This is a genomic window from Citrobacter sp. wls717 (assembly GCF_005280955.1).
Classification (GTDB): domain Bacteria; phylum Pseudomonadota; class Gammaproteobacteria; order Enterobacterales; family Enterobacteriaceae; genus Citrobacter; species Citrobacter werkmanii.
The window spans coordinates 1-23,949 of record NZ_SZWW01000030.1; the positions used below are offsets into that span (position 1 = coordinate 1).

Annotated in this window: 18 protein-coding genes; 14 read left to right on the plus strand and 4 right to left on the minus strand. The window is 50.6% G+C overall.

The window, feature by feature from the left end; genetic code table 11:
• Positions 1-239: 239 nt before the first annotated feature.
• The 11 genes from FDX09_RS14270 (at position 240) to pmrB (ending at position 15,771) form a co-directional block, all read left to right on the plus strand.
• Positions 240-1,871: a sensor histidine kinase gene (locus tag FDX09_RS14270; RefSeq protein WP_038636450.1), complete on the plus strand. Its 1,632-nt coding sequence runs from the start codon at positions 240-242 to the stop codon at positions 1,869-1,871.
• Positions 1,868-2,587, plus strand: a complete 720-nt coding sequence (gene dcuR / locus FDX09_RS14275) for a two-component system response regulator DcuR (RefSeq protein WP_038636447.1) — start codon at positions 1,868-1,870, stop codon at positions 2,585-2,587. Before FDX09_RS14270 ends, dcuR begins: the two co-directional genes overlap by 4 nt.
• Before the next feature lie 718 nt (positions 2,588-3,305).
• Complete coding sequence (gene dcuB / locus FDX09_RS14280; protein ID WP_003031873.1) at positions 3,306-4,646, plus strand: anaerobic C4-dicarboxylate transporter DcuB; 1,341 nt, start codon at positions 3,306-3,308, stop codon at positions 4,644-4,646.
• A gap of 96 nt (positions 4,647-4,742) precedes the next feature.
• The gene (gene fumA / locus FDX09_RS14285; RefSeq protein WP_038636444.1) at positions 4,743-6,389 is read left to right on the plus strand and encodes a class I fumarate hydratase FumA; all 1,647 of its coding nucleotides are present in this window, start codon (positions 4,743-4,745) and stop codon (positions 6,387-6,389) included.
• A 147-nt stretch (positions 6,390-6,536) separates the two neighbouring features.
• The gene (locus tag FDX09_RS14290; RefSeq protein WP_137347404.1) at positions 6,537-7,169 is read left to right on the plus strand and encodes a DUF2238 domain-containing protein; all 633 of its coding nucleotides are present in this window, start codon (positions 6,537-6,539) and stop codon (positions 7,167-7,169) included.
• 284 nt (positions 7,170-7,453) lie between these two features.
• Positions 7,454-9,721, plus strand: a complete 2,268-nt coding sequence (gene adiA / locus FDX09_RS14295) for an arginine decarboxylase (RefSeq protein WP_137347434.1) — start codon at positions 7,454-7,456, stop codon at positions 9,719-9,721.
• Between the two features lie 311 nt (positions 9,722-10,032).
• Positions 10,033-10,794, plus strand: coding sequence for an AraC family transcriptional regulator (locus FDX09_RS14300; protein WP_069325137.1), 762 nt, complete (start codon positions 10,033-10,035; stop codon positions 10,792-10,794).
• A 128-nt stretch (positions 10,795-10,922) separates the two neighbouring features.
• A complete protein-coding gene (gene adiC, locus FDX09_RS14305) occupies positions 10,923-12,260 on the plus strand; it encodes an arginine/agmatine antiporter (RefSeq protein ID WP_038636433.1) in 1,338 nt (445 codons plus the stop codon).
• 117 nt (positions 12,261-12,377) lie between these two features.
• On the plus strand, positions 12,378-14,015 hold the full coding sequence (gene eptA, locus FDX09_RS14310) for a phosphoethanolamine transferase EptA (protein ID WP_137347405.1): 1,638 nt from the start codon (positions 12,378-12,380) through the stop codon (positions 14,013-14,015).
• Positions 14,016-14,019: 4 nt separating this feature from the next.
• Positions 14,020-14,688 carry a two-component system response regulator PmrA gene (gene pmrA / locus FDX09_RS14315; protein ID WP_038636427.1) on the plus strand — a complete coding sequence of 223 codons (669 nt, stop codon included), beginning with the start codon at positions 14,020-14,022 and terminating at the stop codon, positions 14,686-14,688.
• Complete coding sequence (gene pmrB / locus FDX09_RS14320) at positions 14,689-15,771, plus strand: two-component system sensor histidine kinase PmrB (protein WP_038636424.1); 1,083 nt, start codon at positions 14,689-14,691, stop codon at positions 15,769-15,771.
• On the opposite strand, the gene pmrR is transcribed toward pmrB, so the two are convergent.
• Together pmrR and proP are read right to left on the minus strand one after the other, a co-directional pair.
• Complete coding sequence (gene pmrR / locus FDX09_RS14325) at positions 15,765-15,854, minus strand: LpxT activity modulator PmrR (RefSeq protein WP_038636421.1); 90 nt, start codon at positions 15,852-15,854, stop codon at positions 15,765-15,767. The genes pmrB and pmrR overlap by 7 nt on opposite strands.
• A gap of 153 nt (positions 15,855-16,007) precedes the next feature.
• The gene (gene proP / locus FDX09_RS14330; protein WP_137347406.1) at positions 16,008-17,510 is read right to left on the minus strand and encodes a glycine betaine/L-proline transporter ProP; all 1,503 of its coding nucleotides are present in this window, start codon (positions 17,508-17,510) and stop codon (positions 16,008-16,010) included.
• 699 nt (positions 17,511-18,209) lie between these two features.
• On the opposite strand from proP, the gene kdgT reads away from it, so the two are divergent.
• Positions 18,210-19,208 carry a 2-keto-3-deoxygluconate transporter gene (gene kdgT / locus FDX09_RS14335; protein WP_051594499.1) on the plus strand — a complete coding sequence of 333 codons (999 nt, stop codon included), beginning with the start codon at positions 18,210-18,212 and terminating at the stop codon, positions 19,206-19,208.
• A 30-nt stretch (positions 19,209-19,238) separates the two neighbouring features.
• On the opposite strand, the gene FDX09_RS14340 is transcribed toward kdgT, so the two are convergent.
• Together FDX09_RS14340 and crfC are read right to left on the minus strand one after the other, a co-directional pair.
• Complete coding sequence (locus tag FDX09_RS14340) at positions 19,239-20,132, minus strand: diguanylate cyclase regulator RdcB family protein (RefSeq protein WP_137347407.1); 894 nt, start codon at positions 20,130-20,132, stop codon at positions 19,239-19,241.
• Positions 20,129-22,486, minus strand: coding sequence for a clamp-binding protein CrfC (gene crfC, locus FDX09_RS14345; RefSeq protein ID WP_085049658.1), 2,358 nt, complete (start codon positions 22,484-22,486; stop codon positions 20,129-20,131). The genes FDX09_RS14340 and crfC overlap by 4 nt, the downstream gene beginning before the upstream one ends.
• A gap of 538 nt (positions 22,487-23,024) precedes the next feature.
• On the opposite strand from crfC, the gene FDX09_RS14350 reads away from it, so the two are divergent.
• Together FDX09_RS14350 and yjdN are read left to right on the plus strand one after the other, a co-directional pair.
• The gene (locus tag FDX09_RS14350) at positions 23,025-23,360 is read left to right on the plus strand and encodes a zinc ribbon domain-containing protein YjdM (RefSeq protein ID WP_003031835.1); all 336 of its coding nucleotides are present in this window, start codon (positions 23,025-23,027) and stop codon (positions 23,358-23,360) included.
• A 139-nt stretch (positions 23,361-23,499) separates the two neighbouring features.
• Positions 23,500-23,946 carry a VOC family metalloprotein YjdN gene (gene yjdN, locus FDX09_RS14355; RefSeq protein ID WP_038636411.1) on the plus strand — a complete coding sequence of 149 codons (447 nt, stop codon included), beginning with the start codon at positions 23,500-23,502 and terminating at the stop codon, positions 23,944-23,946.
• Positions 23,947-23,949: the final 3 nt, after the last annotated feature.

The window sequence follows — 23,949 nt, forward strand, 5'->3', positions numbered from 1 at the left end:
AAAATGACTGACTGCTGCATTCCACAGCAAAACCCCGCCTTATACCCATTTACGCACAGAGTTATCCACAATCGTCAAAAAACTACCGGTACGCATTACTGAAAAATGGAGAGAACCGGCCCAGAACACTCTATATATAGAAGAAGTATTGGCAGCCTAAGCCCACATTCCTTACCACCTTTGAATTACGCATGCCGTCGGGCGATAATACCCGCACAAACCGTGATTCCAGGACCGTGATGAGACACTCTCTGCAACGTACTGCTATACGCAAACGCCCAATGAAGCTCGGCACTACCGTGATCCTCATGGTCAGTGCAGTACTCTTCTCAGTGCTGCTTGTTGTTCATCTGATTTACTTTTCGCAAATCAGCAACATGACACGCGATGCATTAGCGGATAAAGCGCTTGCGGTCGCGCGGACGCTGGCAAACTCGCCGGAGATCCGCCAAGGGTTAATGAAAAAACCCGAGGAAAGCGGTATTCAGGCGATTGCCCAGGCGGTGAATAAGAGCAACGATTTTTTGTTCATCGTCGTCACCGATATGCAAAGCATTCGTTACTCCCATCCCGAAGCGCAGCGAATCGGTCAGCCATTTAAAGGCGATGACATTTTGCTGGCTTTGCAGGGCAAAGAGAATGTTGCCATTAATCGCGGGTTTCTGGCTAAAGCTCTGCGCGTGTTTACCCCTATCTATGATGAGCATCACCGACAGATTGGCGTGGTGGCGATCGGCCTTGAGCTAAGCAGAGTGACTGAGCAGATCAATAACAGTCGCGGCAGTATCTTCTGGTCCATCTTGTTTGGCGTTCTGGTTGGGTTACTCGGCACATGGGTATTCGTCAAAGTCCTTAAGCGCATTCTGTTTGGCCTGGAGCCTTATGAAATCTCCAATCTGTTCGAACAACGCCAGGCGATGCTGCACTCTATAAAGGAAGGTGTCATTGCCGTAGATGAGTGTGGTGAAGTCACGCTGATAAACCAGGCGGCGCAGGAGTTGCTTGATTACCACAAATCCCAAGATGATGCCCAGCTCTCAACGCTCAGCCACGCGTGGTCACAGGTGGTCGATTTTTCGCAAGTACTACGCGATGGAACGCCACGCCGCGATGAAGAGATCACGGTGAAAGATCGGCTACTCTTAATTAATACTGTTCCGGTACTCAGCAACGGAAAAATCATCGGGGCCATTTCAACGTTCCGCGATAAAACTGAAGTTCGGAAACTGATGCAACGCCTGGACGGTATGGTTAACTATGCAGACGCACTTCGTGAACGATCCCACGAATTCATGAACAAATTGCACGTGATTCTGGGATTATTGCACCTGAAAAGTTATAAGCAGCTTGAAAATTACATCCTGAAGACCGCGAACAATTATCAGGAAGAGATTGGCTCACTGTTAGGAAAAATAAAATCTCCGGTGATCGCTGGATTTTTACTCAGTAAGATTAATCGCACATCTGATTTAGGTCATAGTCTGGTCATTAGCAATGAAAGCCAATTGCCGGAAAACAGCAATGAAGATCAGGTAGCGGTGCTGATTACCGTTTTGGGGAATTTGATTGAAAACGCCCTGGAGGCGCTAGGTCAAGAACCCGGTGGCGAGATCAGCGTATCCTTGCACTATCGACACGGCTGGTTGCATTGCGAAGTGAATGACGATGGTCCAGGGATCGCCCCTGAACACATTGAGCACATCTTTGAGAAGGGCGTCTCGTCAAAAGGAACCGAACGAGGCGTCGGTTTAGCACTTGTGAAACAGCAGGTTGAAAGTGTTGGCGGCAATATTTCCGTCGAGTCTGAACCTGGGGTCTTCACCCAATTTTTTGTACAGTTACCGTGGAATGGTGAGAGGGCCAGCAGATGATCAATGTCTTAATTGTCGATGACGATGCAATGGTAGCGGAATTAAATCGTCGTTATGTCGCGCAACTCTCCGGTTTTCATTGCTGCGGAACAGCCTCTACGCTGGAGAAAGCCAAAGAGATCATCTTTCATAGCGGTCATCATATCGATTTGATTTTGCTGGATATTTACATGCAAAAAGAAAACGGTCTGGATCTGCTGCCCGTTCTGCACAGCAAAGGCTGCAAGTGTGATGTTATTGTCATCTCTTCCGCCGCTGACGCGACCACCATCAAAGACTCTCTGCACTATGGTGTCGTTGACTACCTGATCAAACCTTTCCAGGCTTCCCGTTTTGAAGAGGCGCTAACCGGCTGGCTACATAAGAAAACAGAGATGGAAAAGCATCAGTACTATGAACAGTCTGAGCTTGACCAACTTATTCACGGCAGCTCCTCCAATGAGCAGGAAGTACGCCGCTTACCCAAAGGGCTAACGCCACAAACATTACGTACGCTGTGCCAGTGGATTGATGAGCATCAGGATCAGGAGTTCTCTACGGATGAGCTGGCCAATGAGGTCAATATCTCCCGCGTCTCTTGCCGTAAATACCTTATCTGGCTGGTTAATTGTCACATCTTATTTACCAGCATCCACTATGGCGTGACCGGTAGACCTGTTTATCGTTACCGCGTTCAGGCAGAGCAATACTCATTGCTTAAACAATATTGCCAATAAATACATTTTGGGATTATTTGTTATTTGAAAGTAACAATTATTAAAATAATGAAAAATCCCTATTTTACTGGCTGAAGCAGAAGCATTATCAATTTGCGTTAGATCAAATATATTTGTACACAGCATGTCAAAAGCTATATTTCAATATTGATAAACATCACACTGTTTTTAATTTCAAAATCGCTAACAAAAGTTAATTAAGTATTATCTGACTCGCAGAGTGTGTATTTTTACCCATAAAGGATTAGTCTGAAATTAACCAGACATACAAAATCTGGACTGGTAGCAATGGAGACCATGCTACGTACCATGGACACCGTACATTTTTGTGAGCAAATAAAAGTATCCGTACGCCGATCTCATTACATAATGAAATGGCGTGACCGTGATCACACAAATAACCCACTCACTCATTCTGTCCGTGGTTCATGTCATAGCGGAAAACGCAAAACAGATAAATTACAGCGTCAACCGCAGCTCTCTATGCCCAGTTCTGCTTCCCATCGCCTGAGGATTTTCTCCTCTGTTCAACGCCACAGAAAAAAACTAAATATCGCCATAACTTTAAAAAAACATTCTAGCAAGACATTTGAACATTAATCGCAAATACGGACATATCGAATACTGACCATTTTTTGATGCTTATTCTGGCAAAAAAGAATGTGCCACAGATCCATTTTTCAAAAAATTGACTGGGTTTTTCGCGAGGGTAAATAAAATGTTATTTAGTATACAACTTCTCATAATATTAATATGTTTGTTTTATGGTGCCAGAAAGGGCGGTATCGCACTGGGCTTATTAGGCGGTATCGGCCTGGTCATTCTGGTTTTCGTTTTCCATCTCCAGCCGGGTAAACCACCTGTAGACGTTATGCTGGTTATTATTGCCGTGGTGGCCGCATCGGCAACCCTGCAAGCCTCCGGCGGCCTTGACGTTATGCTGCAAATCGCTGAAAAGCTGCTGCGCCGTAACCCAAAATACGTTTCTATCGTCGCGCCGTTTGTTACCTGCACCCTGACGATTCTCTGTGGTACAGGCCACGTGGTATACACCATCCTGCCAATCATTTATGACGTTGCCATTAAGAATAATATTCGCCCGGAACGTCCAATGGCGGCGAGTTCTATCGGTGCGCAAATGGGTATTATCGCCAGCCCGGTTTCCGTAGCCGTGGTGTCACTGGTCGCCATGCTGGGTAATGTGACGTTTGAAGGTAAACATCTCGAATTCCTCGACCTGCTCAGCATCACCATCCCGTCTACCCTGCTGGGTATACTGGCTATCGGTATTTTCAGCTGGTTCCGTGGTAAAGATCTGGATAAAGATGAAGAATTCCAGAAGTTTATTTCCGTCCCTGAAAACCACAACTATGTTTATGGCGACACCGCCACGCTGTTAGACAAAAAACTACCGAAAAGCAACTGGCTGGCCATGTGGATCTTCCTCGCCGCTATCGCCGTGGTTGCTGTGCTCGGCGCATTCTCTGAGCTGCGCCCTACCTTCAGCGGCAAACCGCTGTCCATGGTACTGGTTATCCAGATGTTCATGCTGCTGACCGGTGCGCTGATTATTATCCTGACGAAGACTAATCCCGCTTCAATATCTAAAAACGAAGTCTTCCGTTCCGGTATGATCGCGATTGTGGCGGTGTACGGTATTGCCTGGATGGCCGAAACAATGTTCGGTGCGCACATGACAGAAATCGAAGGTGTGCTGGGTAATATGGTGAAAGAGTATCCGTGGGCCTATGCAATTGTTCTGCTGCTGGTATCCAAGTTTGTAAACTCCCAGGCAGCGGCGCTGGCGGCGATTGTTCCGGTCGCGCTGGCAATCGGTGTTGATCCAGCGTACATCGTTGCTTCGGCGCCGGCATGTTACGGTTACTACATTCTGCCGACCTACCCGAGCGATCTGGCTGCTATTCAGTTTGACCGTTCCGGTACCACCCACATCGGCCGCTTCGTTATCAACCACAGCTTCATTCTGCCTGGCTTGATCGGCGTAAGCGTATCCTGTGTCTTTGGTTGGATATTCGCCGCAATGTACGGTTTCCTGTAATCACAGTTCGCGTGCCGTCCGCGTTGGTACGGCACGCCACTCTTAAGACACAGTGAATTTCTAAATTCCTGATAAAAATGAAAAGGCTGGAAGCAAATGTCAAAAGTTGAATTCACTTACCAGGCGGCTTTCCCACTGGGGGAAGACAAAACTGAGTACTACCTGCTGACATCCGATCACGTCAGCGTCGGCGAGTTTGAAGGCGAGACTATCCTGAAAGTAGCCCCTGAAGCACTTACGCTACTGGCTCAGCAAGCCTTCCACGATGCCTCCTTTATGCTCCGCCCTGAACACCAACAGCAAGTCGCCTCAATTCTCCATGATCCCGAAGCCAGCGAAAACGATAAGTACGTGGCGCTGCAGTTCCTGAGAAACTCCGAAATCGCCGCCAAAGGCGTATTGCCAACCTGCCAGGACACCGGTACGGCCATTATCATGGGTAAAAAAGGCCAGCGCGTGTGGACCGGCGGCGGCGATGAAGCCGCGCTCTCCAGAGGCGTATTTAATACCTATATTGAAGATAATCTGCGCTACTCGCAAAACGCGGCGCTGGATATGTACAAAGAAGTGAATACCGGCACCAACCTGCCTGCGCAAATCGATCTGTACAGCGTGGACGGTGACGAATACAAATTCCTGTGCGTGGCCAAAGGCGGTGGCTCAGCCAACAAAACCTATCTGTATCAGGAAACCAAAGCGCTGCTGACTCCCGGAAAACTGAAAAACTTCCTGGTGGAAAAAATGCGTACGCTGGGTACCGCAGCTTGCCCGCCGTACCATATTGCATTCGTCATTGGCGGCACGTCAGCGGAAAGCACCCTTAAAACGGTGAAGCTGGCCAGCACGCACTACTATGATGCGCTGCCGACTGAAGGCAATGCTCACGGCCAGGCGTTCCGCGATCTGCAACTGGAACAGGAACTGCTGATCGAGGCACAGAAACTCGGCCTCGGCGCTCAGTTTGGCGGGAAATACTTCGCACATGACATCCGCGTGATCCGTCTACCTCGCCACGGCGCGTCCTGCCCGGTAGGTATGGGCGTTTCCTGCTCCGCGGACCGTAACATTAAAGCCAAGATTAACCGCGAAGGGATCTGGATTGAAAAACTGGAACATAATCCAGGTCAGTACATTCCCGAATCTCTGCGCCAGGCTGGCGAAGGCGAAGTGGTTAAGGTAGACCTTAACCGTCCGATGAAAGAGATCCTCGCCCAGCTTTCGCAGTACCCGGTTTCTACCCGCCTGTCACTGAGCGGCACGATTATTGTAGGTCGTGACATCGCCCACGCGAAGCTAAAAGAGCGTATTGAGTCCGGCGAAGGTCTGCCGCAGTACGTGAAAGATCATCCGATCTACTACGCGGGCCCGGCAAAAACGCCAGCGGGTTATCCGTCCGGCTCTTTAGGCCCGACTACCGCAGGTCGTATGGACTCCTATGTTGACCTGTTGCAGTCACACGGCGGCAGCATGATCATGCTGGCAAAAGGCAACCGTAGCCAGCAGGTGACAGACGCTTGCCACAAACACGGCGGTTTCTACTTAGGCAGCATCGGCGGACCGGCAGCGGTACTGGCGCAGCAGAGCATTAAGCATCTGGAATGCGTGGAATACCCGGAGCTGGGTATGGAAGCTATCTGGAAAATCGAAGTAGAAGATTTCCCGGCGTTCATCCTGGTCGATGATAAAGGCAACGATTTCTTCCAGCAAATCGTCAGCAAACAATGCGCTAACTGCGCGAAGTAACCTATTCGGCCCGGCACTGGACTGACACTAAACTTTTGGCGTCAGTCCAGCGATCCCCCCGGGCCACCTTAATCCCCCCATTTACTGGCGTTGAATTTTTGCTGTTCACAGGGAATAGTAATCTTTTCCATTACGTGTGAATTCATAATGCTCCGCACACTGAACCCCATGATTTTGCAGTCTGGCGCGCTGATTCTGGCGCTGATCCTTATCTACACCGGCATCTGTGCCACTGAGAAAATCACCTGGCTGATGGAAGTCACGCCGGTCATTATCGTCGTACCGTTGTTGCTGACTACCGTAAAGCGCTACCCGTTGACGCCGCTGCTCTACACGCTAATTTTCTTTCACGCCATCATTCTGATGGTCGGCGGTATGTATACCTATGCCAAAGTCCCCGTCGGTTTTCAGGTTCAGGAATGGCTGGATCTTAGTCGCAATCCCTATGACAAGCTGGGTCACTTCTTTCAGGGGCTGGTGCCAGCGCTGACGGCACGAGAGATTTTAGTGCGCGGTAATATTGTCCGTGGCCGAAAAATGCTGGCATTTTTAGTCTGCTGCGTGGCGTTGGCGATTAGCGCGATCTATGAGCTGATCGAATGGTGGGCGGCGCTGGCAATGGGTCAAGGAGCTGATGATTTTCTCGGCACGCAGGGCGACCCGTGGGATACCCAATCCGATATGTTTTGCGCCCTGCTTGGGGCCTTAACCACCGTGATTTTACTGGCGAGAATGCATTGCAAGCAACTGCGCCATTATGGGTTAATCACCGCCAACTGAATGAAATCATTACCGGATGTTGCTGATGCACATCCGGCCTGCATGCTTGCCATTCAGCAATATCAGTATCAGCCAAAAAAATAGTCCCCCTGTCGATAAACGGCGGTTAAAATCCGTCTTCAACACAGCATAACTCATTGTTTAAAAACATATAAAATACAAAATAGACTATTTTTCACCCGCTTTACAGCCCATTTTCTCAGGATAATACTTGCCTGCGTCACATTCATACGGTGTGTCTGCAATCCATAAATTGCAACCTTTCCACAACCGGGTAAAAGATGATGAAAGTATTAATTGTTGAAAGTGAGTTTCTGCATCAGGACACCTGGGTCGGTAGCGCTGTCGAACGTCTGGCTGACGCATTAAGCCGCCAGAATGTTACCGTCATTAAGTCCACCTCATTCGACGATGGTTACGCCATCCTCGCCGCAAATGAAGCCATTGATTGCCTGATGTTCAGCTATCAAATGGAACAACAAGATGAGCACCTGAATGTCAGGCAATTGATCGGCAAGCTCCACGAGCGCCAGCAAAACGTTCCTGTTTTCCTGTTGGGCGATCGCGAAAAAGCCACCGCATCGTTGGATCGCGACCTGCTGGAGCTTGTCGATGAATTCGCCTGGATTCTGGAAGATACCGCAGACTTTATCGCCGGGCGCGCCGTGGCGGCGATGACTCGTTACCGCCAGCAGCTTCTGCCGCCGCTGTTCAGCGCGCTGATGAAATACGGCGACATCCATGAATATTCCTGGGCGGCGCCTGGCCACCAGGGCGGCGTCGGTTTTACCAAAACCCCAGCCGGTCGTTTCTATCATGACTACTACGGCGAAAACTTATTCCGTACCGACATGGGTATCGAACGCACCTCCCTGGGTTCACTGCTGGATCATACTGGCGCATTTGGCGAGAGCGAAAAATATGCCGCCCGGGTGTTTGGCGCTGACCGCTCCTGGTCCGTGGTGGTCGGGACTTCCGGCTCTAACCGCACCATCATGCAAGCCTGTATGACCGACAACGACGTCGTGGTGCTGGATCGCAACTGCCATAAATCGATTGAACAGGGGCTGATCCTTACCGGGGCAAAACCGGTATACATGGTGCCTAGCCGCAACCGCTACGGCATTATCGGGCCTATCTACCCGCAGGAAATGCAGCCTGAAACATTGCAGAAAAAAATCAGTGAAAGCCCACTGACAAAAGGCAAAGCCGGACAAAAACCGTCATACAGCGTCGTGACTAACTGTACCTATGACGGCGTTTGCTACAACGCAAAAGAGGCGCAGGACCTGCTCGCGCAAACCAGCGATCGTATCCACTTCGATGAAGCCTGGTACGGCTATGCCCGCTTTAACCCAATATATGCCGACCACTACGCCATGCGTGGCGCGCCGGGCGATCATAACGGTCCTACCGTTTTTGCCACCCACTCGACTCACAAACTGCTGAATGCGCTCTCCCAAGCATCTTATATTCACGTCCGTGAAGGTCGTGGGGCCGTGAACTTCTCCCGCTTTAACCAAGCGTACATGATGCACGCCACCACCTCTCCGCTGTATGCCATCTGCGCATCAAACGATGTGGCGGTTTCCATGATGGACGGTAACAGCGGCCTGTCGCTCACCCAGGAAGTGATCGACGAAGCGGTCGATTTCCGCCAGGCCATGGCGCGGTTGTACAAAGAATTCACCGCCGAAGGCGACTGGTTCTTCAAACCATGGAACAAAGAGGTGGTAACCGATCCGCAGACCGGCAAAACCTATGACTTTGCCGATGCGCCAACCCAACTCCTGACCACTGACCAGAATTGCTGGGTAATGCGTCCGGGCGAATCCTGGCACGGGTTTAAAGACCTGCCGGATAACTGGAGCATGCTGGACCCGATTAAAGTCAGTATTCTGGCGCCGGGTATGGGCGACGATGGCGAACTGGAAGAGACCGGTGTTCCAGCTGCACTGGTCACCGCCTGGCTTGGCCGTCACGGTATCGTGCCGACGCGTACCACCGACTTCCAGATTATGTTCCTGTTCTCAATGGGGATTACCCGTGGGAAATGGGGCACACTGATCAACACGTTGTGCTCTTTCAAACATCACTACGATGCGAATACTCCGCTGGCACAGGTAATGCCTGAACTGGTTGAGGAATATCCAGACACTTACGCAAACATGGGCATTCACGATCTTGGCGACACCATGTTTGCCTGGCTGAAAGAGAACAACCCTGGCAGCCGTCTCAATGCAGCCTACTCCGGCCTGCCTGTTGCTGAAATTACACCGCGTGAAGCCTATAACGCGATAGTCAGCGATAACGTTGAGATGGTGGCCATTGAAAATCTGCAGGGCCGTATAGCAGCAAACTCTGTGATTCCTTACCCACCAGGAATTCCGATGCTGTTGTCCGGTGAAAACTTTGGCGACGCTAATAGCCCGCAGATTAGTTATCTACGTTCGTTGCAGTCCTGGGACCACCATTTCCCTGGATTTGAACATGAAACCGAAGGAACGGAAATTATTGACGGTGTGTATCACGTCATGTGCGTGAAAGCATAATGTCTTTTTGAGATAGTCCGATTTGAAGGATGACATGTCATGCTTGAGTAATTCCTGAGTATTGCTGCAAAACAATAACATTGTCATACCTTTTTGCGCGGGACCACCCCGCGCTTTTTTTATACGAAAATTGCACGTTGCCACTTGCGTAAAATTTTATGTACACGGCAATAATCCCCAAAGATATTGTAATTAATCTAAATATCGCTATTTTATCGCCTGTCTTGATTCATCACACAATTTCATTTGCCGGTTATTTCTTGCCCAATGGTAAGTTACGGTAGTTTATGTCATATTCCTGGAGTTTGGGTATGAGACTTTGCAGCAAAGAAGCGTGTGTTGTCGTATTAACGGAGAAGGATGTTTGGTTAAGGATTAACGGTAAAGAAGCCATCAGTTTAAAAGCTAATCATATGGCATTGGTGGCATGTGATAATAATATTATCGATTTCTCATCACTTAATAACGCACTGGTCGTACATATCAGCCGCGATATCATTAAAGACTATCTGCGTTTTTTAAATAAGGACCTTTCACAGATCCCATTCTGGCAGCGGAGTGCTAACCCAGTGATCACCGCTACCTGTCTGACGCCGGATGTCTTCAGGGTGGCTGCCCAACATAGCGTAATGGAAACAGTAGACGAAGGTGAAAGAGAGCGCACACGCTCACTACTGTTCACGGTGTTGTCACGCTTCCTTGACAGCAAAAAATTTATCTCTTTACTCATGCATATGCTGCGTAGTCGTATCAGCGACAGCGTTTATCACATTATTGAAAGCGACATACACAAAGACTGGAATTTAAGCATGGTTGCCAGTTGCTTATGCCTGAGTCCCAGCTTGTTAAAGAAGAAACTCAAAAGCGAAAATACAAGTTACAGCCAAATAATTACTACATGTCGCATGCGTTATGCCGTCAATCAACTCCTGATGGATGAGAAAAACATTTCCCAGGTCTCTCAACTGTGCGGATATAACAGTACCTCATACTTTATTTCCGTATTCAAAGAGTTCTATGGGATGACGCCACTGCATTATGTTAGTCAACATCGGGAGCCATCCGCTGCCTGAGTTTTAATCAGTTAGCGATAAGCCATAATAATATCAGCATTAGCGATACCCCAGCTCCGTCATCATAAAATAGTCTTTTGAAGAGGTATGATAAGTCCGTCATTTATCCTTATCAGGAGTTAAAAAATATGTCGACGGATGCTGATGCTCACAAAGTGGGCTTAATCCCCGTCACCCTTATGGTGTCGGGGAATATTATGGGTTCCGGTGTATTCCTGCTACCCGCAAACCTTGCGTCAACTGGCGGGATTGCAATCTACGGATGGTTGGTCACGATTATCGGTGCTCTGGCACTGTCGATGGTGTACGCAAAAATGTCGTCCTTAGACTCCAGTCCCGGTGGTTCTTATGCTTATGCCCGCCGCTGTTTCGGTCCTTTTTTAGGCTACCAGACTAACGTCCTGTACTGGCTGGCCTGCTGGATTGGTAACATCGCCATGGTGGTCATTGGCGTCGGTTACCTGAGCTACTTTTTCCCCATCTTAAAAGATCCGCTGGTCCTGACGCTGACCTGTGTCGTGGTGCTGTGGATCTTCGTATTGCTGAACATTGTCGGCCCGAAAATGATCACCCGTGTACAGGCCGTCGCAACGGTGCTGGCGCTGGTGCCGATTGTTGGGATTGCCGTCTTCGGCTGGTTCTGGTTCCGCGGTGAAACCTATATGGCGGCCTGGAACGTCAGCGGTATGAATACCTTCGGCGCAATTCAAAGCACCCTGAACGTGACCTTATGGTCATTTATCGGGGTGGAAAGTGCCTCCGTCGCGGCAGGCGTGGTTAAAAACCCCAAACGTAACGTGCCTATCGCCACCATTGGCGGGGTGCTGATTGCCGCCGTTTGTTACGTGCTCTCCACAACGGCGATTATGGGGATGATCCCTAACGCTGCGCTGCGTGTTTCGGCCTCGCCGTTCGGTGATGCCGCAAGAATGGCGCTGGGCGACACCGCTGGCGCGATCGTCTCCTTCTGCGCCGCTGCCGGATGTCTTGGTTCACTGGGCGGATGGACGCTGCTGGCCGGACAAACCGCCAAAGCGGCGGCCGATGACGGTTTGTTCCCGCCGATTTTTGCCCGCGTTAACAAAGCCGGTACCCCGGTGGCCGGGTTAATTATCGTCGGTATCCTGATGACCATTTTCCAGTTCAGCAGCATGTCGCCGAACGCCGCAAAAGAGTTTGGTCTGGTCTCTTCGGTTTCGGTCATCTTCACGCTGGTGCCATATCTGTACACCTGCGCTGCGCTGCTGCTGCTCGGTCATGGTCACTTCGGCAAAGCGCGCCCGCTGTATCTGGCGGTGACCTTTATCGCCTTTGTCTACTGCATCTGGGCAGTGATCGGTTCTGGCGCCAAAGAGGTGATGTGGTCGTTCGTCACGCTGATGATTATTACCGCGCTGTACGCACTTAACTACAACCGGATCCATAAAAACCCCTATCCATTAGATGCCCCGGTAAAAAATAGTTAACGCAAGCGGCACTGGTGAATAGCCGCCATCCTGCAAAAAGCCAATCTTAAGAACTTAAGGTTGGCTTAATTTTACTTTGAGAGGATCTGCACCACTTAGTCGATGGAATCCCCCTTAATGTTAAAGCACCTGTTTAAAAGGCCCACTCTCGGGTTAATCAGCTGGCTTCTGCTGCTCTCATTTTATCTTGCGACTTTTCTGAACATTGCGTTCTATAAACAAGTGCTGCAAGACCTGCCCCTGGATTCTGTGCGCAACGTGTTGGTGTTTTTATCGATGCCGGTCGTCGCTTTCAGCGTTATGAACATCGTGCTGACGCTGGCCTCATTCCTGTGGCTTAACCGCCTGGTGGCGTGTGTTTTCATTCTGGTTGGCGCATCGGCTCAATATTTCATCATGACCTACGGCATCATCATCGACCGCTCGATGATCGCCAATATGATGGACACCACGCCCGCCGAAACCTTTGCCCTGATGACGCCGCGAATGGTAATTACGCTCGGGGTGAGCGGTATTCTGGCCGCACTCATTGCCTGCTGGATAAGAATCAAGCCTATTACTCCAGTGCTGCGCAGCGTGTTGTTCCGTGGCGCGAACATTCTGATCTCCGCGTTGCTGATCGTGTTGGTCGCCGCGTTCTTCTATAAAGATTACGCCTCACTGTTTCGCAACAACAAAGAACTGGTGAAATCCCTCAGCCCATCCAACAGCATTGTGGCGACGTCATCATGGTATTCGCACCAGAGGCTGGCCCACCTGCCGTTGGTACGCATTGGCGAAGATGCGCATCGCAATCCATTGATGGTAAAAGAAAAGCGTAAAAACCTGACGATTGTGGTTCTCGGCGAGACCTCCCGCGGCGACAACTTCTCCCTGTCCGGGTATGCGCGCCAGACCAACCCGCTACTGGAAAAAGATAATGTGGTCTATTTCCCGCGCACGACGTCCTGCGGTACGGCCACGGCGGTATCTGTACCCTGCATGTTCTCCGATATGCCGCGCGCGCACTATGATGAAGAACTGGCGCAGCATCAGGAAGGCGTACTCGACATCATCCAGCGGGCGGGAATTAACGTGCTGTGGAATGATAACGACGGTGGATGTAAAGGTGCCTGCGATCGGGTGCCGCACCAGAATATGACTAAGCTGAACCTGCCGGGACAGTGTATTGATGGTGAATGCTATGATGACGTCCTGTTCCACAGGCTGGAAGAGTACATTAATAATCTGCAAGGCGACGGCGTGATTGTGCTGCACACCATCGGCAGCCACGGTCCGACCTATTACAACCGCTATCCTGCGCAGTTCAAGAAATTTACGCCAACCTGCGACACCAACGAGATCCAGACCTGTTCCCAGCAACAGTTGGTCAATACATACGACAACACGATTCTTTATGTTGACTATATTGTTGATAAAGCAATCAATATACTGAAAGAGCATCAGGATAATTTCACCACCAGCCTGGTCTATCTTTCCGATCACGGTGAATCCTTAGGGGAAAATGGCGTCTATTTGCACGGTCTGCCGTATTCGATTGCGCCAGATACGCAAAAACATGTGCCGATGCTGCTGTGGCTCTCAGAAGATTATCAGCAACGCTATCAGGTCTCTCAGACATGTTTGCAAAAACGGGCAAGCTCAGAAGATTTCTCACAGGATAATCTGTTCTCGACTCTGCTGGGATTAACGGGCGTGCAAACACAGAAATATCAGGCGGCAGATGATATTCTGCAACCCTGCCGGGGAGGCTAAGCGAATGAAAATTCTGATTGTTGAAGACGATACGTTGTTATTACAGGGACTGATACTCGCCGCGCAAACAGAAGGCTATGCCTGCGACGGCGTATCAACCGCCCGGGCAGCGGAACAATGCCTGGAGACCGGACATTACAGTCTGGTGGTTCTGGATCTCGGCTTACCGGATGAAGACGGTCTGCACTTCCTGAACCGGATCAGGCAGAAAAAATACACCGTACCTGTGCTTATCCTCACCGCCCGCGATACGGTGAAAGACCGGGTCAGCGGGCTGGACGTGGGTGCAGATGACTATCTGGTCAAACCGTTCGCGCTGGAGGAACTGCACGCCCGCATCCGGGCGCTGCTGCGTCGTCATAATAATCAGGGTGAAAGTGAGTTAATTGTCAGTAACCTGACGCTGAATATCGGTCGTCGCCAGGTGTGGATGGACGGGCAAGAGATTATCTTAACGCCGAAAGAATACGCGCTCCTGTCGCGCCTGATGCTCAAGGCTGGCAGTCCGGTTCACCGGGAAATTCTGTATAACGACATCTACAGTTGGGATAACGAACCGTCGACCAATACGCTGGAAGTCCACATCCATAATCTGCGCGATAAAGTGGGGAAATCACGTATCCGCACGGTCAGGGGATTTGGCTATATGCTGGTCGCCACTGAGGAAAGCTAAGTGAAGCTGCTGCAATATCTAAAACGACCGCTCCCTCTTCGCCAACGGTTAATACTGACGATAGGTCTAATTCTGTTGGTCTTTCAACTCATTAGCACCTTCTGGTTGTGGCACGAAAGTACTGAGCAAATACAGTTATTCGAGCAGGCGCTGCGCGATAACCGTAACAACGATCGCCACATCATGCATGAGATCCGCGAGGCCATCGCCAGCCTGATCGTCCCCGGCATCTTTATGGTCAGCCTGACGCTGCTGATTTGCTACCAGGCAGTGCGACGTATTACTCGCCCGCTGGCGGATCTGCAAAAAGAGTTAGAAGCGCGGGCAGCCGATAACCTGGCCCCCATTGAAATTCACAGTTCAACCGTTGAGATACAGGCGGTCGTCTCAGCGCTCAACGAGCTGGTGACGCGGCTGACCACCACTATCGAAAACGAACGCTTATTTACCGCCGATGTCGCCCACGAACTACGCACGCCGCTGTCAGGCGTTCGCCTGCATCTGGAATTATTATCCAAAACCCATAAAGTCGACGTTTCGCCGTTAATTGCCCGCCTTGACCAAATGATGGACAGCGTGTCGCAACTGCTGCAACTCGCCCGCGTCGGGCAGTCGTTTTCGGCCGGAAGCTACCAACATGTCAAACTGCTGGAGGACGTGATTCTGCCCTCCTATGACGAACTCAGCACCATGCTGGACCAGCGCCAGCAGACGCTGCTCCTCCCGCAAAGCGCGGCGGACGTTGTCGTACGTGGCGACGCAACGCTGTTACGCATGCTGCTGCGCAATCTGGTAGAGAACGCCCACCGTTACAGCCCGGAAGGCACTACTATTACGATCGGCCTGAATACCGAACATGATGCCGTCATGGCCGTCGAAGATGAAGGTCCAGGCATTGATGAAAGTAAATGCGGGGAGTTAAGCAAAGCGTTTGTACGGATGGACAGCCGTTTTGGCGGCATTGGGCTGGGGCTGAGCATTGTCAGTCGGATCACCCAGCTACATCACGGGCATTTCTATTTGCAGAATCGTCAGGGAACGAGCGGCACTCGCGCCTGGGTGGAATTAGCGAAAGCTCAGTAAGAACTCACCCATACGTACAAAAAGCTGCTGACGATCAGCACGCTACACAGGGCAGTTAAACTTTCATAAATGCGGGTTTTCATGACACTCTCCTCCGAAACTATGGAGGAGAGTTTGCCTGAAGGATATTAAGCCAACCTTAAGTCGCTGTGATAGATCAACATAATGCGCCGGATGGCAGTTGGCGCCTTATCCGGCCTACTGAGTACAACGCTACCCGCAGGCCTGAAAGCTGATTACTCATCAATACGCGGATGCTGCTGCACCAGACGCGAACGCTTAAGCTGCAATTCCGCAATTTCCTGATCGATATCTTCGATTTTATGCTCGATGTTATCGTAGTGCTCACCAAGGATCTCTTTCGCTTCCTGAATATCCGAAGCGGCAGGCGTCGCCCCTTTCAGTGGCTTATTTGCGGTCTCTTTCATGGTGATACCGGTAATTAAACCAACCACCGCAATCACCATCAGGTAGTAAGCAGGCATCATCAGATTCTGCGAACTTTCCACCAGCCAGGCAGCCAGGGTCGGCGTCAGACCCGCAACCAGGACCGAGATATTAAATGCCGCCGCCAACGCGCTATAACGAATATGCGTCGGGAACATCGCCGGTAACGTTGACGCCATCACCCCGGTAAAGCAGTTGAGGATAACCGCCAGCATCAGCAGCCCGGCAAAAATCAGGCCGATGACATTACTGTTAATCAGGATAAATGCCGGAATGGCCAGCACAAACAGCGCAATACTGCCCATAATCACAAACGGGCGACGACCGAAGCGGTCACTGAGCAGACCCATCACCGGCTGCACAAACAGCATACCAATCATGATGGCGATAATAATCAACACGCCGTGGTCTTCAGAGTAATGCAGGTTATGCGACAGATAGCTCGGCATATAGGTGAGCAGCATGTAATAGGTAACGTTGGTGGCAATCACCAGACCGATACACGCCAGCAGGCTACGCCAGTGTTTGGTCGCAATCTCTTTAAACGAAACCTTCGGACCTTCCTGCAGGCCCTCGCGGTCGCCCTGTTCCAGTTTATCAACGTGCTGCTGGAACGCCGGCGTCTCTTCCAGCGCATGACGCAGATACAGACCAATCAGCCCTAACGGCAGTGCCAGGAAGAACGGAATACGCCAGCCCCATTCAAGGAAATTTTCCTCGCCGACAATGGTTGAAATCAGAACCACCACGCCCGCGCCCAGCACAAACCCGGCGATCGAGCCGAAGTCCAGCCAGCTACCCATAAATCCACGCTTACGGTCAGGCGAATATTCCGCGACAAAAATCGACGCCCCGGTGTACTCTCCGCCGACCGAGAATCCCTGTGCCATCTTACACAGCAACAGCAGAATCGGCGCCCAGATACCAATCGAGGCATACGAGGGAATAAGACCGATACAGAAGGTACTGATCGACATAATCACAATGGTGATAGCGAGGATCTTCTGACGACCGTATTTATCGCCGAGCATACCGAAGAACAATCCGCCAAGCGGTCGAATCAGAAAGGGAACAGAGAAGGTGGCGAGCGCGGCAACCATCTGCACGCTGGGGTCAGCCCCCGGGAAGAACACTTTACCTAATGCGTAAGCAACAAACCCATAAACACCAAAATCAAACCACTCCATCGCATTACCTAACGACGCCGCGGTAATGGCTTTTCGCAATTTTCCGTCATCAATGATGGTGACGTCGCGCAGCGTAATGGGTTTTATTTTTTTCCTTTTTAGCATACCAGTCCTCTTAGACTTAGCCCTGTCGCGCACAGTTCGACGCTCCTAACGCAACATGCGCTAAGGTCATCGCCGAGCGGGGAATGCACAGACGCAATCCCTGTAACAAGCGTAGCAGGTTTACTTACACTGGCTGGAAACGAGCAGTACAACCGAACCTGTTGACGCCTGATTGGGCGGTTAATGACCTCTTTACCCTAACAGTGTTTAAATTTGTGATCAACTTCACACATGGTATTTCATTTCGTCAACCTGCGTAAATAAGGTCATTCTGAGTCAGCTTTTTTACATGTCATGCTTGCGATTTACTGACAATTAAATACAAGAATAAATCGCTTTATTGCGCCAACAATCACAGCGGTCACTATTATTCTGCTAGCAAAAAAATCACCTAATCCCTTCACAAAAAGATCACAGCTTTTTTAATAATCACAGCGATTGAGAACTTTTGCGCGGAATATGTGATGAAGATAACTAAAACATCGTTTTATTTTGATTGAATCAACGTTCCCGTGAATGCAAACTAATTCCAGACGCAATATCCCTGGGAGCAGCGACACGCTCAACGTATGCCGCGTTAGATTCTATAAAACAAAGAGATAGCGATTACCTTTGTTAAGAAATTGTAGTAACCATTTGAATTTATTAATTTTTAACTCCTTGCGCATATAGTGCCTGCGACAAGATATGAGGACGTTTATGAAAATTAAAGCCACGATTGAACGCATCCCCGGCGGAATGATGTTGATTCCCCTGTTATTAGGCGCAGTGTTAAATACCTTGGCTCCCGATACCGGCGCGTATTTCGGTTCGTTTACCAAAGGTATGATCAGCGGAACGGTGCCTATTCTGGCAGTGTGGTTTTTTTGTATTGGCGCATCTATTGATTTACGGGCAACCGGTACAGTATTACGTAAGTCCGGTACGCTGGTTATCACCAAAATAGCCGTGGCGTGGGTTGTGGCAATGATAGCCGCGTCATTTATTCCTGATACCGGTATTCAAACCGGGTTCTTTGCGGGACTTTCGGTACTGGCAATTGTTTCCGCGATGGATATGACCAACGGTGGTCTGTACGCCAGCCTGATGAACCAGTACGGAACGAAAGAAGAGTCCGGCGCATTTGTGTTGATGTCTCTGGAATCCGGTCCGTTGATGACGATGGTGATCCTTGGTTCAGCGGGCCTGGCCTCCTTCGAGCCACACCATTTTATCGGCGCGGTATTACCGTTCCTGATTGGCTTTACGCTGGGTAATCTGGATCACGATCTGCGTTCTTTCTTCAGCAAAGCCACGCCGGTGCTGATCCCGTTCTTCGGCTTTGCGCTGGGCAACACCATTAACCTGAGCGTCATCGTTGATACCGGTCTGTTGGGTATTCTGCTGGGCGTCGCGGTTATCGTTATCACCGGTATCCCGCTGATTATTGCTGACCGCGTTATCGGTGGCGGGAACGGTACGGCAGGTGTGGCTGCCTCTTCTGCGGCAGGCGCTGCGGTGGCAAACCCGGTGATTATCGCCCAGATTAACCCGGCGTTTGAACCGGTTGCCGCCTCCGCCACAGCGCTGGTCGCCGCCAGCGTGATTGTCACCGCCATTTTGGTGCCAATTATCACCGCGCTGTATGCCAAACGCTTTAATAAAAACCTGGTCGCCAACGAGACGGCGGCTACCCCGGCAGACTCTCTGCACCACTAACTCTGCCTTAGCCCCACTGACCGTCCCTGCTCAATTGATGAGTGGGGACGGTGCAAAAATCTCCTCAACCATCGCATCAGCCAGCCGTTTCGCCGAACACAATCGCGGCATTCCCAACGCCACATTCTGCCATCGCTGCGTCACCGACCAGCTCACCGGATGGCGCTGCGCATCACACCAGTCGCCTAACCAACTCAACATATCGTTGTGCTCGCCCGAGCCGCCAACCGTCGGCGCGCTGAGCCAATGATGATAATAATGACGCGTAGCGGCCGCCGCATTCACGCTGTCTGCCAGCGTCTGAGCTGCCATGATGCGCAGATTGTCTTTAAGCATTGAGACCACATCGGCATTCGCTAATCGGCAGGCGTCACCAAAAGCTCCCCAGCGCAGTTCTTCCAGCGCGACAAAACAGCGTCCGGGTAACGACCAGCCGTCATACGCCCCAGCCCGCCACCGGGTAAAAATTTGCTCGCTGTGTTCGCCCGCCTGAACCGTCAGGCCGCGTTGCGTCAATGCCTTCTCCTTATACGCACCGCGTTGAGTGAACCAGTCCGTAAGCGAATTTATCTGCTGTATGAGACCGGGGGTGGACAGCCCCCGCGGATGTTCGGTCTGTTGCAAAAACATTAGCCGTTCGGCGATGCGCACCAGCGCCAGATGGCCCGGGTCGATCATGCCCGCCAACTTCTCCACCAGCTTCAGACGCATCACCAGATGCTCGCTGGACACTCCCGCCATCACCCACGCCCGAAGTTGCGTCTGGGATAGCACCTCCTGCGTCAGGCGCGCACGCAGCCGCTGCTGCTGTTGCAGAAAACCGCCGGAACGTTTGGTTTCATCTCCTTGAACCAGATCGACCATAAACTTCGGGTAGACACACTCCAGCGTCCGCCCGGGGCCTTCCAGTAACACGTTAGTCATGTGTGCTCAGTTGCAAAAAGGGTGTTGATATCGTCGCGCAGCAAGCGGGAATCTTCATAAAGCCATGCCGCCGTCGTAATGCGATGCTGTAATTGTTCATTCAACGCATTCACCGCAGACTCATTTTGCTGGCGCAGGGTCAGGCTCTCACGCAGGCTCGCCTGTAATTGCGCCAGACACAGCGAAAAATCAGCAAAAAACGTGGCCATGCCTGCCGTAACGGAAATATCGACCTGAGCAACCAAAGCTTTACGAATTTGTTGGCAAAACTGGGTAACGTAATGCACAAGGCTCTTGTGCAGCGCGCCCATATCAATGAGATAACGCGTTTTTGTTTCGACGTAATCATTCCATCCCCAGTTGGGTTGATTCAGCCAACGGGAGAAAGTGTCACGCACCACACCGCCAGTAGACGACGTATTTTCCGCCGGAATATCCTGTTCAATAGCCTCATTAAATAGCTGGCGGGTATTAAAATTAAACATCGCCGCATGAAAGGCCGGAAAACGAATCCGCGCACGAAATCCGGCGTGATTCAGCTCCTCTTTCACCCGCAATTCAATAGGCCGCATAGCGTCATTGAGTGCCCGGGACAGGGTCGACTCAAGCTGCTCAAAACGTAGCGCTAAATCCCGGCTAATACTCTCCTGGGCTGCCAGCAATACCCCTTCACAGGACGAGCGCATTTTATCTAAGACGATTTTCGCCTGCCCTTCGTCATGCAGCACCAGCATTTCACCCGCCATTTCAGCCGTTATAGCGCCTGATCCCTGGCCGTGCGGTGACATCATCAGGACGTTTTCTTTGACAAAAAACGTATTGATGCCGCACAGAATCTCAGTCTGTTGCTCATTGAGATAGGTCGCGGCAGATGCGAGCGCCAGTTCTACTTCATGGTTAACTTCATCGCTCACTCGCCCCTGACTTACCTGTAACTGCTGCATATCCTCTTCAATATGCGTAATGTTCAGCCGCAGTTTTTCATAGGCCACCGTTAATCCGTGGGCGCGAAACTCCAGATATTCGTGCGCGCTTTGCGCATAGTTCAATAACTTATGCGACGCGGAACGTAACGCATACAGCGAAGCATTGGCGTGAGCGGCATGAATCACGTTCTGGATCGGCTGCTCAAACAACGAATCTTCCCACAGTAAATCGGCGGCATGACGGATGTGCTCCGTATCCTCAAGATCGGTGGTACGCCAGCGCCTGCCCAGCGCCGCTTCGGCAAAATCCTGTACCCAGCGTTGCACCTGATGATCCGGCAACCGCCCGCGGGTGGTTAGCTCATGACGCGCTCTGTTCGCCAGATAGCCCCACATCGAGGAAACCGGATAGATCCGTTCAGGGGTGATTCCGCCTTGCATCAGCGTGCCGGAAATCAAAGCCCGCACCTGCTCTTCATCATCACTGTTGCGGTCTTTCTGATCGAATTTGTTGACCAGCGCGTACAGCGGCACTGTTTTCCCGACCGCCATAATCGCCCGACGGACTTCCTCATCAGAAATCGACTTCAGTTGGGTGTAATCCATTACCGCCAGGACCGCAGAAGCCCGCGCCAGCTGTTCATTCAGCATTTTTTGTAAGTGAGGTTGTCCGGCCTCGTTCGGCCCCGGCGTATCCAGCAGCGTTAATTGCCCCGGATAGCTTGCCTGTCCGGCCAAATGGACAAATTCGACCTCGATAACCGGAATATGCTCAATCGCGGCATAAGCGGCAAAAGGAAAATCAGCCTCCAGCGCTTTTGACAAACGCACCAGGTCATTCAGGCTTTTAAGACAATGGAAAATAGGCTGTGCGCCAAGGTAATACCGTTCAAATGCCACGCCGTTTTCAATATGCTGCAGCAGGACGTTCATATCCTTATCAATTTCCAGCGTCTGCGTAAGACGCTGGCGATCGCATGCCCGCATGCGCTGCTGTAAAACCTTCATTAAGGCTTCGATCGGCGCGACATGCGAAAAATGCAGTACCGGCTCTTTCTGCCCCGGCGTATGGCGAATAAGCGTCGGTAACGCCGTCATCGGACGATTACGATTAGGTAAAACTTCTGTGCCGACAATCGCGTTAATCGTCGTCGATTTTCCCGCTTTCATAGTGCCAACGATGGCCAGCACCATTTCCAGACGCGTAATCTTGCGCAGCTCATTATTAAGCGTCGCCTGCTGGGCATCCATACCACGCGCGCTGAAATGCAGGGGCTGAACAACCTGTCTGCTATGCTCTCCATGTTGCAGCGCGACATCATCCAACGACGTGATGGGCAATTTTTGTAATTGCCGGAGATGTTCAAGAGAGAGCATCAGCAAGCGTTCAGCTTCCTGACTTAATTCATATATTGTCTGTGTGTGCATGGAAAATTTTTCCTTAACGCAAATGGCATTACTTTTATTTAGCCTAATCGTTTTATTTATAGATTTTCGGCTTTTATAATTACGTGTGGAAATAATTAAAATCGAAACAACCAATTGATATTATTAAAATAAATTTGGCATATAACCGCTGGCCTGATGCCTCTCACTTATGTAATAAGTAAGAAAGATAAACAGCGTAGTTCAGTTTTAAAGAATACCCGCTGAATTCCCCTACTAAAATTAAGGGGCCAGGAGATATTCAACCATCAGGACGTAGACACCCGTAAGCGGTGTTACCTATAAATATCAGTTATTTCGCCTCACCTTATCTTAAATAACCTGGCGTAGCAATTTCCCTTAAAAAATATTGCGCCATACTTCATTGCTGTGAAAGCAAAGGATCTTTACAGCAGATCATTTTGCTTTATCGCGCAGTAGTCCCGACAAAAGCAGGGATTTTATGTATAATTGCGGCCTTTTTCGGCAATCTGCCATTTTTTGGGCGCATTTGCCCCTGCTGACTTTTGAGGAAATCCACATGTCATTACCACACTGCCCACAATGCAACTCCGAATACACTTACGAAGATAACGGCATGTTCATCTGCCCGGAATGCGCTCACGAATGGAACGATGCTGAACCGGCTCAGGACAGCGACGAACTTATCGTTAAAGATGCTAACGGCAACCTGCTGGCCGACGGCGACAGCGTTACCGTAGTGAAAGACCTGAAGGTAAAAGGTAGCTCTTCAATGCTGAAGATCGGTACCAAAGTAAAAAACATTCGTCTGGTGGAAGGCGACCACAACATCGATTGCAAAATCGATGGCTTTGGCCCAATGAAGCTGAAATCAGAGTTTGTGAAAAAGAACTGATGCAAATTGCCTGATGGCGCTGCGCTAATCAGGCCTGTGTCAGCTCATCTGCCAGGCGAGAAGCTCATACTTCCCGCCTGGTTTATTTTTGCAGACGCTAACTACACTTAACTGGTTTCTTTTACCTGAGGTAAAGATCATGCCGTTAAGTCCCTATATCTCCTTTGCAGGCAACTGCGCAGACGCCATCGCCTACTACCAAAAAACATTAGGCGCCGAGCTGCTCTACAAAATCAACTTCGGTGAAATGCCCAAATCGGCGCAGGACAGTGAAGAAGGTTGCCCTTCAGGAATGAAATTCCCCGATACCGCTATCGCCCACGCCAACCTGCGCGTTGCGGGCAGCGACATTATGATGAGCGATAGCGCCCCCGATGGAAATGCCCACTACTCTGGCTTTACGCTGGTGCTCGACACGCAAAATGTCGACGAAGGCAAGCGCTGGTTTGATAACCTCGCGGCAAACGGAAAAATCGAAATGGACTGGCAGGAAACCTTCTGGGCCCACGGTTTTGGTAAAGTGAGCGACCAGTATGGCGTACCGTGGATGATCAACGTCGTCAAACAGCAGCAACCTACCGAGTAATCC

What these genes read in the sequence shown, in the direction of transcription:
- dcuB (WP_003031873.1), top strand. Translation starts at nt 3,306, where the DNA reads ATGTTATTTAGTATACAACTTCTCATAATATTAATATGTTTGTTTTAT.
- eptA (WP_137347405.1), top strand. Translation starts at nt 12,378, where the DNA reads ATGTTAAAGCACCTGTTTAAAAGGCCCACTCTCGGGTTAATCAGCTGG.
- proP (WP_137347406.1), bottom strand. Translation starts at nt 17,510, where the DNA reads ATGCTAAAAAGGAAAAAAATAAAACCCATTACGCTGCGCGACGTCACC.
- adiC (WP_038636433.1), top strand. Translation starts at nt 10,923, where the DNA reads ATGTCGACGGATGCTGATGCTCACAAAGTGGGCTTAATCCCCGTCACC.
- kdgT (WP_051594499.1), top strand. Translation starts at nt 18,210, where the DNA reads ATGAAAATTAAAGCCACGATTGAACGCATCCCCGGCGGAATGATGTTG.
- fumA (WP_038636444.1), top strand. Translation starts at nt 4,743, where the DNA reads ATGTCAAAAGTTGAATTCACTTACCAGGCGGCTTTCCCACTGGGGGAA.
- FDX09_RS14300 (WP_069325137.1), top strand. Translation starts at nt 10,033, where the DNA reads ATGAGACTTTGCAGCAAAGAAGCGTGTGTTGTCGTATTAACGGAGAAG.
- FDX09_RS14270 (WP_038636450.1), top strand. Translation starts at nt 240, where the DNA reads ATGAGACACTCTCTGCAACGTACTGCTATACGCAAACGCCCAATGAAG.
- dcuR (WP_038636447.1), top strand. Translation starts at nt 1,868, where the DNA reads ATGATCAATGTCTTAATTGTCGATGACGATGCAATGGTAGCGGAATTA.
- FDX09_RS14290 (WP_137347404.1), top strand. Translation starts at nt 6,537, where the DNA reads ATGCTCCGCACACTGAACCCCATGATTTTGCAGTCTGGCGCGCTGATT.
- adiA (WP_137347434.1), top strand. Translation starts at nt 7,454, where the DNA reads ATGAAAGTATTAATTGTTGAAAGTGAGTTTCTGCATCAGGACACCTGG.
- pmrR (WP_038636421.1), bottom strand. Translation starts at nt 15,854, where the DNA reads ATGAAAACCCGCATTTATGAAAGTTTAACTGCCCTGTGTAGCGTGCTG.
- FDX09_RS14340 (WP_137347407.1), bottom strand. Translation starts at nt 20,132, where the DNA reads ATGACTAACGTGTTACTGGAAGGCCCCGGGCGGACGCTGGAGTGTGTC.
- pmrA (WP_038636427.1), top strand. Translation starts at nt 14,020, where the DNA reads ATGAAAATTCTGATTGTTGAAGACGATACGTTGTTATTACAGGGACTG.
- FDX09_RS14350 (WP_003031835.1), top strand. Translation starts at nt 23,025, where the DNA reads ATGTCATTACCACACTGCCCACAATGCAACTCCGAATACACTTACGAA.
- crfC (WP_085049658.1), bottom strand. Translation starts at nt 22,486, where the DNA reads ATGCACACACAGACAATATATGAATTAAGTCAGGAAGCTGAACGCTTG.
- yjdN (WP_038636411.1), top strand. Translation starts at nt 23,500, where the DNA reads ATGCCGTTAAGTCCCTATATCTCCTTTGCAGGCAACTGCGCAGACGCC.